Annotated in this window: 12 protein-coding genes; all 12 read left to right on the forward strand. The window is 62.6% G+C overall.

The features are described from left to right. The first annotated feature begins 394 nt into the window (after window positions 1–394). Window positions 395–1,276 carry a LysR family transcriptional regulator gene (locus BMG03_RS04590; RefSeq protein WP_075777411.1) on the forward strand — a complete coding sequence of 294 codons (882 nt, stop codon included), beginning with the start codon at window positions 395–397 and terminating at the stop codon, window positions 1,274–1,276. Between the two features lie 87 nt (window positions 1,277–1,363). After that, complete coding sequence (locus BMG03_RS04595; RefSeq protein WP_075777412.1) at window positions 1,364–2,179, forward strand: putative hydro-lyase; 816 nt, start codon at window positions 1,364–1,366, stop codon at window positions 2,177–2,179. Window positions 2,180–2,223: 44 nt separating this feature from the next. Then, window positions 2,224–3,267, forward strand: a complete 1,044-nt coding sequence (locus tag BMG03_RS04600; RefSeq protein WP_075777413.1) for a TRAP transporter substrate-binding protein — start codon at window positions 2,224–2,226, stop codon at window positions 3,265–3,267. Between the two features lie 11 nt (window positions 3,268–3,278). Continuing rightward, on the forward strand, window positions 3,279–3,830 hold the full coding sequence (locus BMG03_RS04605; protein ID WP_075777414.1) for a TRAP transporter small permease subunit: 552 nt from the start codon (window positions 3,279–3,281) through the stop codon (window positions 3,828–3,830). Further along, window positions 3,827–5,110 (forward strand): TRAP transporter large permease, encoded by a 1,284-nt coding sequence (locus tag BMG03_RS04610; protein WP_075777415.1) that lies wholly within the window; start codon window positions 3,827–3,829, stop codon window positions 5,108–5,110. The genes BMG03_RS04605 and BMG03_RS04610 overlap by 4 nt, the downstream gene beginning before the upstream one ends. Window positions 5,111–5,121: 11 nt before the next feature. Then, entirely contained in the window at window positions 5,122–5,796 is a 675-nt protein-coding gene (locus BMG03_RS04615) for a DUF2848 domain-containing protein (protein WP_075777416.1), read from the forward strand. Next, window positions 5,793–7,055 carry an amidase family protein gene (locus BMG03_RS04620; protein ID WP_075777417.1) on the forward strand — a complete coding sequence of 421 codons (1,263 nt, stop codon included), beginning with the start codon at window positions 5,793–5,795 and terminating at the stop codon, window positions 7,053–7,055. Before BMG03_RS04615 ends, BMG03_RS04620 begins: the two co-directional genes overlap by 4 nt. A 3-nt stretch (window positions 7,056–7,058) precedes the next feature. Beyond that, the gene (locus BMG03_RS20640; RefSeq protein WP_157771548.1) at window positions 7,059–7,214 is read left to right on the forward strand and encodes a 5-oxoprolinase subunit B family protein; all 156 of its coding nucleotides are present in this window, start codon (window positions 7,059–7,061) and stop codon (window positions 7,212–7,214) included. Continuing rightward, a complete protein-coding gene (locus BMG03_RS04625; RefSeq protein WP_077701111.1) occupies window positions 7,195–7,632 on the forward strand; it encodes a carboxyltransferase domain-containing protein in 438 nt (145 codons plus the stop codon). The genes BMG03_RS20640 and BMG03_RS04625 overlap by 20 nt, the downstream gene beginning before the upstream one ends. Window positions 7,633–8,106: 474 nt before the next feature. Beyond that, window positions 8,107–9,039, forward strand: a complete 933-nt coding sequence (locus BMG03_RS04630) for a TQO small subunit DoxD (protein ID WP_075777419.1) — start codon at window positions 8,107–8,109, stop codon at window positions 9,037–9,039. A gap of 349 nt (window positions 9,040–9,388) precedes the next feature. Continuing rightward, window positions 9,389–10,060: a DUF6639 family protein gene (locus BMG03_RS04635; RefSeq protein WP_157771549.1), complete on the forward strand. Its 672-nt coding sequence runs from the start codon at window positions 9,389–9,391 to the stop codon at window positions 10,058–10,060. A 719-nt stretch (window positions 10,061–10,779) separates the two neighbouring features. After that, window positions 10,780–11,778 carry a DUF6538 domain-containing protein gene (locus BMG03_RS04640; protein ID WP_075777421.1) on the forward strand — a complete coding sequence of 333 codons (999 nt, stop codon included), beginning with the start codon at window positions 10,780–10,782 and terminating at the stop codon, window positions 11,776–11,778. Window positions 11,779–11,789: the final 11 nt, after the last annotated feature.

An 11,789-nucleotide genomic window follows, 5' to 3' on the forward strand; every position in this document is an offset into this window, starting at 1 on the left:
GACGACACAGGATCGAGCGCACTCTTCGCGCTGCGGACCTTCGCAGCTCGCGCAACGAATGACGGCTAGCCGCCCAATAAGCGGCATGTCAGCCGATTTAGCCACCAGCTCGATCAGCGGACTGCTAGTGCGCGTGACACCGCGCTGCTGGTTGAAAGTGCGCCGGTGGTGGGTCGTGCGCTCTCGGATCCCGAACAAGGATAGGCGGAACTGCACGATCCGTTGTGGCCGCGGAAGGCTACGCCCTTCCAGAGCGCTGCCAATGCACCACCGAGATTTATCGCGAGCCGCCCTCACCACTGACCGAAATCCGCGAGATCAGCGGGTCGCCTGCTGACACGCGTTCGACCGATGCGCTTGACAGTCGCGCCATGGCACCGCTTAGCATCGCGTCATGTTCGGTTTTCGCGACATCGAGATCATCCGCTCCGTGGTGCGCTACGGCGGCTTCCGCGCGGCGTCCGATGCAACGGGACTCGCGCAATCGGCGATTTCGCGGCGGATCCGGCATCTCGAGGACCGAATGGGGATCACCATCTTCGAGCGCGACGGACGCGGTGTGCGGCTCAGCGCGACGGGGCGGCGGCTTGTCGACGAGGCGGAGGTTCTGATTGCGCAGCGCGATCGGATCCTGAGTGAGCTGACCCATGGCGTGATGGCGGGGGTCGTGCGACTCGGCGTAGCGGAGACGATGACCCATACGATCCTGCCCCGGATGCTGACGTCGTTGCGGCAGGATCACCCGCTGCTGCGCTTCGAGATTTCGGTCGATACATCGGACCAGATGGGGCAGGCGCTGCGCGACGATGCGCTCGACGTGGTGATCATGCTGCGCGATCAGGCGCCCCGGGGGATCGCGCTGACGCCGCTGCCGCCGGTGACGATGGGCTGGTTCGTCTCTCCTGCGCATTTCACCCTGCCGCAGCCCGCGGAGATCGATGACCTGACCGCCTTGCCGATCGTGTCCTTCCCGAAGACGACGAGCCCGCACCGGCAGGTGATCGAGACCCTCAGCCCCGGGCGGCGCAAGCCCGCGACTGTGCATGGATCGGCCTCGCTGGCGACGGTGCTGCACTTGGTGCAACAGGGATTCGGGATTGGCACGATTCCGCACTCCATCGTCGAGGCTTGGCCGCACGCGATGCTGCGTGAGATCGACGTCACCCCCGAGGCGCGCCTGCCGTCATTGGAGTTCGTGATCTGCTATGATGCTGAACGCAATGAGGAAATCGGTCGTGCCGTGACGCAGGCGGCGGTAGCAGCTGGGCGGGAATGATCCTGTGAGAGCATCAATAATGAAGAAAATTGAACTATTGATCTAATCGGTCGTGGCGCGGGATCATCATCCAAACCGGAGGACCAGATGAACGCACCGAAATCCGTGATCGCTTCGCCAGCCGCTTTGCGTGCCGAAATTCGCGCTGGGCGGTTCACCGCGCCGACGGCGGGACAGGGGGGCGAGGCGCTGCAGGCGAACCTGGTCATGCTGCGCGGAACCGATGCGGCGGAATTCCTTCGCTACTGTCAGGCCAACCCGCGCCCCTGTCCTCTGCTGGCTGTGGGCGAGCCGGGCGATCCGTCGCTCCCCAGCCTCGGCGATATCGATCTGCGCCATGATGTGCCGCGCTACCGGGTCTGGCGCGACGGCGAATTGGTGGACGAGCCGAGCGACATTGCCGATCTGTGGACCGAGGACATGGTCTCCTTCGCGCTTGGCTGCTCGTTCAGTTTCGAGGATGCGCTGATCCGCGCGGGGCTTCCGGTGCGCCACATCACCGCCGATCGTAACGTGCCGATGTATCGCACCTCGTTGCCCACGCGCCCCGCGGGGCAGTTCTCGGGACCGCTGGTCGTGAGCATGCGGGCGATGCCTGCGGCGGACGCGATCGAGGCGATCTCGATCTGCCAGCGGTTCCCGCTCGCCCATGGCGCGCCGGTGCATCTGGGCGATCCGAGCCAAATCGGGATCGCGGATATCGACGCGCCCGATTATGGTGATCCGCCTGTTATCGAGCCCGGCGATATCCCCGTCTTCTGGGCCTGTGGCGTTACCCCGCAAGCCGCGATCGTGACCGCGAAACCGGGGCTCGCGATCACCCACGCGCCGGGCCACATGCTGGTCACGGACATCCCTGCAAGCCACGCGGAACGGCGTCTGACGGGAGTCCATCCGGTCTGACGCGCCGACCGAAAACCAAAAGAAAACCCAACAGGAGTTAAACAATGAAAAAGATCATGATGACCGCGATGACGGCCGCGCTGCTGGCCGGGCCCGCCCTCGCCGAGGAACAGCTTGCCGTGGTCGGGAGCTGGTCGAGCCTGCCGCTCTACAAGCAGTTCACCACGCCGTTCTGGACCGAGGAACTGCCGAAGCTGACCAATGGCGATTTCTCGGCCCAGCTGACCAGCTTCGACCAGATGGGGATCGCCGGCGGCGACGTCTACCGGATGCTGGGCGATGGCGTGTTCGACGTGGGCCAGACGGTCGCCGATTACACCGTGGGCGATGCGCCCGAGCTGGAAGGGCTCGACGTGCCGCTGGTCGCAACGACCGCCGACGAGGCCAAGGCGATGGTCGATGCGGCCCGCCCGATGGTCGTCGACATCATGCATGACCGCTTCAACTCCGAGCTTCTGGGCATCGCGCCCTATCCGCCGCAGGTCGTGTTCTGCAAAGGCGAGATCAATTCGCTCGCCGATCTCAAGGGCAAGAAGGTGCGCGGCTCGGGTCGGATGACCACCAAGCTTCTCGAGGCGCTTGGTGCAGAGGGCGTTAACATCGCCTTCTCCGAAGTTCCCGGTTCGTTGCAGCGTGGCGTGATCGATTGTGCCGTCACCGGAGCAGGTTCGGGCTATTCCGCCGGCTGGTGGGAAGTGTCCGACCATCTCATGACCTTGCCGCTGGGTGGTTGGGATCCGGTCGTGATCGCGATGAACAAGGATCGTTACGACGAACTGTCGCCTGAGATGCGGACCGAGCTGAAGGATGCGGTGAAAACCGGTCTGGAAGACAAGGCCTGGGCCGCGGCGGAAGGCGGTCTCGCCAATGACATCGCCTGCCTCACGGGCGACGGTGAATGCAAATCGGGCGATCCGGCGTCGATGACGCTGGTCGAGGCGACCGATGCCGACATGAAGACCGCCCGTGACGCGCTCGAGAAGCAGGTGTTGCCCGATTGGGCCGAGCGTGCCGGTCCGGAATGGGCCAAGCGCTGGAACGATACCGTCGGCAAGACCGTGGGCGTGACCGTCCCGGTCGCGAACTGAGAGCGCCCGACGTGAAATTCCTCACAACATTGGAAGGCGCGCTCAGGCGCGCCAACCGCCTCGTCGCGCTGATCCTTGGTGCGGCGCTGGTGGCGACCGTGCTCTTCGTGCTGGTCGACGTGGTCGGTCGCAAGACTGGCTGGGGCAGCCTGGGCGGCTCCGACGAGATTTCCGGCTACGTGATGGCCGCGGTCGCCAGCTGGGGGCTTGGCTGCGCGCTTCTCGACCGCGCCCATGTGCGCATCGACCTGATCCGCCAACGTCTTGCGCCGGTGGGGCAAGGACTGATGGACCTGTTCGCGATGATCGTCACCAACGGGGTCGTCCTGCTGATCGCCTGGTATTGTTGGCCGGTCCTGCAAAAGACGATCGAGCGCGGCTCGCGCGCCAATACGCCCCTCGAAACCCCGCTGTGGATTCCGCAGGGCATCTGGTTCGCGGGCTGGGCGTGGTTCGCGCTCAGCGCCACCGCCCTGAGCCTGATCGGCATTGCCTATCTCGCCTCCGGGCACCGCACGGAGCTGGCCAATGCGATCGGCCTCGGATCGGAGCTCGACCAATGATCTGGACCGTCGCTTTCTCTCTTCTGGGGCTGATGGCCCTCTCGATCCCCGTTGGTATCGTGCTGTTCATCCTCGGCATCGGCGTGGGTGAGTTCTATTCCGCATTCCCGCTCCTGCGCGGGCTGGGGCAGGTGATCTGGTCGGCCTCTTCCTCCTCGACCCTGATCGCGATTCCGCTGTTTGTCCTGCTAGGCGAAATCTTGGTGCGGGGCGGCGTGGCCGCGCGCACCTATGCCGCGCTCGACAAATGGCTGAGCTGGCTGCCCGGCGGGCTGATCCACGCCAATATCGCCACCGCGACGATGTTCTCGGCCACCTCGGGCTCATCGGTCGCAACCGCCGCCACAGTGGCGACCGTCGCCATGCCGCAGGCCGACAAGCTGGGCTATGATCCGAAGCTGTTTTCAGGCGCGATCGCCGCGGGCGGCACCTTGGGCATTCTGATCCCGCCCTCGATCAACCTGATCGTCTACGGCTTCCTTACCGAGACCTCGATCCCGCAGCTTTTTTCCGCCGGGCTTCTGCCGGGCCTCCTGATGGCGCTTGCATTCGTCGTCGTCACGGCGCTGATCTGCCGGGCGCGCCCCGCGCTTGGCGGCCCGTCGCGCAGTTTCACCTGGGGTGAGCGCCTTCGCAGCCTGATCCAGCTGATCCCGATCATCATTCTCTTCACCGTCGTCATCGGCTCGATCTACGCGGGCTGGGCGACGCCCACGGAATCCGCGGCCATCGGCGTGGTGATCGCGAGCCTCATCGCAATCACGCTGGGCAACGGGCTGGGACTCGCGACCATCGGCGAGGCCCTGCATGGCACAATCCGGATTTCGGCGATGATCATGCTGGTGATCACCGGCGCCTATTTCCTGAACTTCGCGATGACCTCGGCGGGGCTGGGGCGACAACTGACCGACCTGCTGGAAAACACCGGTCTGCCGCCGCTTGGCACGCTGTTGCTGGTTGTTCTGCTCTATCTCGTGCTGGGCTTCTTCATCGAGACGCTTTCCCTGATGGTCGCGACGATCCCGATCATCGTGCCGATCATCGCGGGTCTGGGCTATGACAAGGTCTGGTTCGGTGTGCTGATGATCGTGCTGATCGAGATGGCGCTGATCACGCCGCCGGTCGGTCTCAACCTCTTCGTGGTGCAGAGCACACGCGGCAAGGGCTCGATGAACGAGGTGATCCTCGGCGTCATTCCTTACGTGCTGGTGATGCTCGCGATGATTGCATTGCTGATTGCGGTTCCCGGGCTCGCGCTCTGGCTGCCGTCCATTCTCTGACAGGAGTTCCCATGACCCTCAATTTTCGCGCTGAAGGCGCGCCGCTTTCGCTGGACCTCTCGCATCTCATCGTCGCTGGCTGGACCGGGCGCGACGCCGATGCCATCGCCCACCACATCGAGGAACTGGCGGCGCTTGGGGTCCCCGCGCCTTCGGCCACACCGCTTTACTATCGCGTGGCGGCGCAGCTTCTGACGCAAGCCCCGGTGCTTGAGGCGGTAGGGAACGAGACTTCGGGCGAGGTCGAACCGCTGATCGTCGCTGTCGAGGGCCGCACCTATCTCGGGCTGGCCTCGGACCATACTGACCGCGCGCTTGAAGCGCATTCGGTAGCGCTGTCGAAACAGGTCTGCGCCAAGCCCTGCGCGTCCGAGCTGTGGTCGTGGAAGAGTGTCTCCGACCACCTCGAAGAGATCGTGCTGCGCAGCTGGATCGAAGAGGGGGGCGAGTGGGTGCCGTATCAGGAAGGCACGCTCGCCGCGATCCGCCCTCTGACCGATCTGATTGCGGGTGCCGGTCTTGCCGATCTGGCCGATGACGGCCCTGTCGCGATGCTCTGCGGCACGTTCGGCGCGAAGGGAGGGGTGCGTCCGGCGACCCGTTTTCGTATGCAGATGGAAGATCCGCGCAACGGGCGCGCGATCACCCATGAATACGAGACGCGCAATCTGCCGGAGGTCGCATGACATCACCATTTCTCATCAAGGTCGAAACTGCCATCTCCAAGGTCGAGGCTTTGCCAGAGTCGGAGCGACGCGCGATCTTCACTGAGTTCGCCCCGGCGCGAATCCGTGCCGAGGCGGAGGCGCTAGAGGCGCGTCACGAAGCGGGCGAGGAGATGCCGCTTTTTGGCACGCTGGTTTCGGTGAAAGATCTCTATGACGAGGCCGGGCAGGTCACGAGCGCAGGCTCGCGTCTGATGCAGGACCGCGCGCCGGCAGAGGCGGATGCGGTCTCGGTCGCGCGGCTCAAGGCGGCGGGGGCGCTGATGTTCGGGCGGTCTTCGATGTCCGAATTCGCCTATTCCGGGGTGGGTCTCAACCCGCATCACGGCACCCCCTCGGGCGCGCTGGTGGCGGGCGGGATGCCCGGAGGCTCAAGCTCGGGCGCGGCGGTCTGCGTGGGCCTCGGGATCACCGATGCTGCGATCGGCACGGATACCGGCGGCTCGCTGCGCATCCCGGCGGCGGCGAACGGTATCTGGGGCTATAAGCCCAGCCAAGGGCTCATCGACGATACCGGGGTGCATCCGCTCGCCCCGACCTATGACGTGGCGGGGCCGATGGCGCGCGATCTTGGCTTGCTGCGGCAGATGATGGATGTGATGGCAGGCGCGCCGCTTCCCGCGGCAGAAGACGGCCCGCTGCGCTTCGTGGTGCCCGAAGGCGCCTTCACCAATGGTCTGTCCGACGAGGTCGCGGCGCTGTTCGAGGCGGAGAAAGCCCGGATCGCAGGTCTCGGCCATGAGATCGTGCCGGTCGACATGACGGAAATCGCAAAGGCGGTCGTGCTCAACAAGATTATCGTCGCCGTCGAAGCGCTCGAGATTTACCGCGACGATTTGGAAAAGCTCGAAGTGGTGGGTGATCCGCGCGTGCTGTCGCGCATCCGTTTCGCGCTCACGCTTACGCCTGAGCAAATCGAGAAAGCCTATGCCGCGCGCGCTGATATCGTCACGCTTTTCGAACGGCTGATGGAGCCTTTCGATGCGCTGCTCGCGCCCACACTGATGCGCCTGCCGCCCAGCATTGCCGATGTCGAAGCCGAATTCGATCGCCTCAATGTCGAGATGCTGCGTAACACCTCGTTGATCAACCTCGTGGATGGCTGCGCGATCGCGATGCCGACGCCAGGCTTGGATCCGGCCTATTCGATGACGATGCTGGCAGCACCGAAAGGGGCGGATGCGCGTGTGCTTGCCATCGCGGAGAAGGTGGCGGGATGAGTGATGCGCTCCACGCGTCGTTTCGCGGACCGGCTGGAGGCTGACCCGCCCTCGGGGGTCGTGGAAATTGCTCCGAAGCTGGTCTCGGTGCTGCTGCGCTTCGATCCGCTGGGTGTAGACCGCGAGCAGCTGGGGGGCGTTGAAGCGGCTCGCCGATGAGATCGCGCAGGGTCCGCTGGAAATGCCAGACCCTGCGCGGCGTGGGACGATCCCGGTCGCTTTTGGTGGCGACGACTGCCGGCAACTAAGAGATGTCGCAAGGGCGACGGGCCAGAGCGAAGCTGCGACGATCCGCGAGAACTGCGACAGCGACCTGAGGGTTCTCACCATCGGTTTTGCTACCGGGCAGCCGTATATCGGGGTGCTTGTCCGGGGGGGGGCGTGGGATCTGCCGCGTATGAGCGAGTTGAACCCGCAGGTGCCCGCTGGTGCGCTTTTTGTCGCGGTGCTGGAAGATGCCGCGATGCGATGGGCGGCGCGCTATTCGAGATCCAGCGATGAGCAATCTCAAGATTATCCGCGCCGACGGCCGCGAGCGTTGATCAGGAGCTGCTGCGCTGGAGCGCAACCCACCTGATCACGCCCGGTCAGCTGCTGCGCATCGGGGGGGCTGCGTGCGGGCGTCTATGGCTATCTCACTGATCCGCCCCAAGAAACGCGAGGCTATTCACCTATAGCCCCATACATGCATCCAGTCCGATGCCCTCTACGGCGAGCTAAATCGCCAGCGTTGCGGAGCTGTTCTTGTGCGCGGGCAGGCCATCGGCATATTTTTCAGCGCGAAACTCGTCCGCCCATGCCGAAACAGCCGAACCCCGGTTTTCATACGGTTCATCTTGTGACGGGGCAAGAAGGAAGAAGGCGCAAATAATTGAAAACGATCATGATTTGATCTGCGTCAACGCTGCGAAATTTCATTGGAGTAGGGATGGCGATGCGAGGGCCTTTTCGACTTCGGGCTGTATACGCGAAGCCATAGACGGCCCTATGCGAGCAAAAAAATAAGAGAACCGATCGCCACCCGCGGTCACGCAAATGAGTAGGAAACGAGATGGAAAAGAAGCCGATAGCAAGGTCAGAATTCGCCAGAGACTTTGCCCTTCGCGCCGCGATGATCTCAATGGGGTTTGTCTTTCTGATGGGGGGATGGCGCCGCTTCATCAATGTCCCAGCCAAGCATGACATCACGAGCCCTGCATCTCTCGCTAGCAAACTGGTTGAAGCCGCCCCCGGCTCACCGCTTGAGCCTGTGATACACTGGGTATTGAACCATCCGATGATCGCGGAATGGTCGATTTACATGATGTCCACGGCAGAAGTTCTCGTTGGCCTCGGGCTAATTTTCGGCCTCTTTACCAGGGTTGCGGCGACGGGGTCGGCCCTGCTCAATATGGCCCTGATGCTCATCTTCGGGTGGATGGGGTATGAATGCCTCGACGAATGGACGATGGCAGCCCTCGGTCTCGCGATCTCTGTCAGCGTAATGATCTACGGAACGGGACTTTACTCGCTCGACAGCTTGCTGAAACGAGATGATTTCGCTCGATATTTCGGCCGTTCGCTAAATATCGGACTGACCGTCTTTTCGGTTATCTTCACGGTCGGCTTCTATAGCTACTTTTTTGGGATTTCCGAGCTCCAGAAGCGCACGAGCGACAAGGTCTATCATATCTCGGCCCTCAAGGTGCCCGGCAAGCCCGATCAAGCGCGACTATACGTTGATGCGGGCCCCTCTCCCGCTGCGGCCTACGTGACTTCTGTCGTTTTCACCAAGGCGGATGGCACGAAAGTCGTCGAAACGCCGGAGCAGATACAAGTGGCAAAGAGCCATTTTGAACCTTGGGCACATAACTCGGGAAGTATCGTTGATGGGGTTCTTAAGATGCGTCTCGGAGCGATGGTCGACATTCGCCTTCCTGATGGCGCTGAGACGGCGGTCATCAACATGATCGACAACAAACCTTCAATGGTCCGGTTCGAATAGCTTGGTGGCCCTCAAAACCTGTCTTGCCGGTCCCATGAGATTGGGACCGGCCTTCCTATTCGCGGTGTGCTCTCGCCGCATCGAACCGGGGCGAGCCGCATCACCCCCGTGTGGCGATAATGAACGAGGCACAGCAACACCGATCGGGCTCCGGGCTTTTATACGGTGCGTTGCTCCAACCTCCGATATCTCCGACATCGCGAATACGCAGCGCCGAAAGCTCAGAAACGCTGTATCCGGTAAAAGGAGTTGTCCTCCGCTGGCGTCGGTGAATGCAGACTAGGATCGGGAGGTAACCGTCGCGCGCCTGATGTGATACCCTTTCAACGGGTCACCAAAGGAGGGCGACGTGTACAGGTCTGTCGGTTTGATCGCCGGGCTTTTGGTGGCCACGGCAAGCATTGCTGGCGCGGAAAACACCCTTTGCCAGACGGCGGCTCTGACAGTCGAAGGAGGGACGCCAGTGGCTCGGGATCGCATCTGCCGGATTGCCGCGCGTGAGATCCCAAAGCTTGCCGCCTGCAACGTCATGGTGCCCGAGGGTCTGACAATCCGGTTCGATGAGACCCTACCCGAGGATTGCATCGGCCTATTCCATTGCGGCGAAGCGTTCGTCCGCTTGCTGCCGCCGGATCTCATGGCCGAGAGCCGTAAACCGGAACGCGCCTTTTCCGGTGTGCCCGATGATCTATATTTCGATAGCGTTGTAGTGCACGAATTGACGCATGCCGCCTACGATAAGGTCGAATGCCCGTTCAGCGATTGCAGTGCGACAGCCGAATATGCCGCCTACGCGATGCAGGTCAGGTCTATGCCGATCGCGGGGCGGGAGGCGTTCGAGGCGGCCGCCGTCGTCGATCACCGCATCACGCGAGAAGAGCTGAACGCAACGTATTACACCCTCTCTCCAGACCGTTTTGCGCAGAAAGCTTGGCTGCACTTCATTCAGCGCGAGGACGGATGCGATCATATGGGCCAGATCATGGGCGGCGCGGTGTTCTTCGATGAGGAGCCCTTCTAACCTGCAAACCAGCAGGTATGACGCATCTGAGGCAATGGTCGACCGAAATACCCATCCGCAGTCGGATTGATCTGACGTATTTTCACGGGCGTGGTCGTTCCCGCCCGACGATACGCCCCAATCAACACCGACCCGACGGTGGCGAGTCATCCGCCAACGACTCGTGAGCTTGCTGGGAAAAGCTTGGGCAGGGTAATCTCAGCGCGTCCGCAGCCGAGGCCTTCGCAGTTGCGGCACAGGCCGATGAAGCGCGACCGCTCCAGGCCGGATCCAACGCCAAGGTGCCGGAACGGTGCTTCCGCGTGCGCCGGCGGATGTCCTTCACCATCGACTCCGGCGTCGGCTTCGCTGTTCCGGCTTCCTGTCTCATCTTCACTCCTTGGTGGTTACGATGAGCCAGAAACCCTCCGTTACAAAATCAACTCAGATGTCCCAGGGAGGCTGACGGGGGACACTGCGGATGCGCACCCGTTAGCAGCATGTGAGCCGGGCTGGATGACAGAGCCCGTATCTGGATGCCGCGCGACGAAGCTCGAGCCGAGCCGATGAGATAAAGCGCATCATAATCGGAATTCCTCTCCGACATATCCATCTCGATTTTCAAAGAAGAATCGTAAAAAAATACAAATAAAACATTTATTTATTTTGAATTCGATTCCCCAGAGAAGGCTTTCGTGCTACACATAGTGATACACAAAGCTCTTTCCCGGAGGTGTGCGATGAATATCACCAAGCGCGGCGAAATTTGGCATCTGCGTCGGCGGGTTCCCAAAGGGTATGCCTCTGTCGATCCGCGCCGTGAAGTGGTGATCAGCCTTCGGACGGGGTCAGAGGCGGTGGCCAGGCAGAAGGCGCCGATGCTCTGGGCCGAGCAGGTCGAGGTCTGGGAGGCGATGCTCGATGGCGACACGGAAGACGCGGAAGCGCGGTTCGCTGCGGCCAAGCGGTTTGCGAAGGCGCGCGGCTACCGATTTCTCGATGCGCGCAAGGTGGCGCGTCTGCCTGTGCAAGAGCTACTCGCGCGAATCGATCTGGTTGCCAGTGACGAGATGCGTGATCCGCTCGGGGCGGATTCGCTCTTGGGTGGGGCGGAGCTGCCGTTGATCACCGTATCGCGGGCGCTTGAGCTATTCTGGGGGCTCGCGCGCGACAAGACCTTGGGCAAGAGTGCGGACCAGGTTCGGCGGTGGCGTTACCCGCATATCAAGGCGGTGCAGAATTTCGTATCGGTTGTCGGTGACAAGCCGCTTGCCGATCTCACGATCGATGATTTCCTCGATTTCCGCGATTGGTGGGTGGAGCGGCTGGAGCGCGAATGGCTCACACCCAATTCCGCGAACAAGGATCTGACGCATCTGAGTGCGGTCTTGAGGCGCGTGAACCGTGACAAGCGGCTCGGGCTCGAGTTGCCGCTTGAGGATCTCGGCTTTCGACAGGGGAAAGCTGCGCGGCGGCCCTCCTTCTCGGACGACTGGGTGCGGGATCGCTTGCTGGCCGCCGGTGCGCTCGATGGGCTGGAGCCGCAGGCGCGGGCAATCCTGCTGGTGATGGTGAATACTGGGCTCCGACCGAGCGAGATTGCAGCGCTCAGGCCTGAGGAGATCCGACTGGATGACCCGATCCCGCATCTGCTCCTGCAGCCGATCGGGCGGGTTCTCAAGACGCAGAACGCGGAGCGCGTCATGCCGCTTCACGGCGTGTCGCTCGATGCGATGTGACCTGCCCCCCT

The organism is Thioclava nitratireducens, assembly GCF_001940525.2.
GTDB lineage: Bacteria > Pseudomonadota > Alphaproteobacteria > Rhodobacterales > Rhodobacteraceae > Thioclava > Thioclava nitratireducens.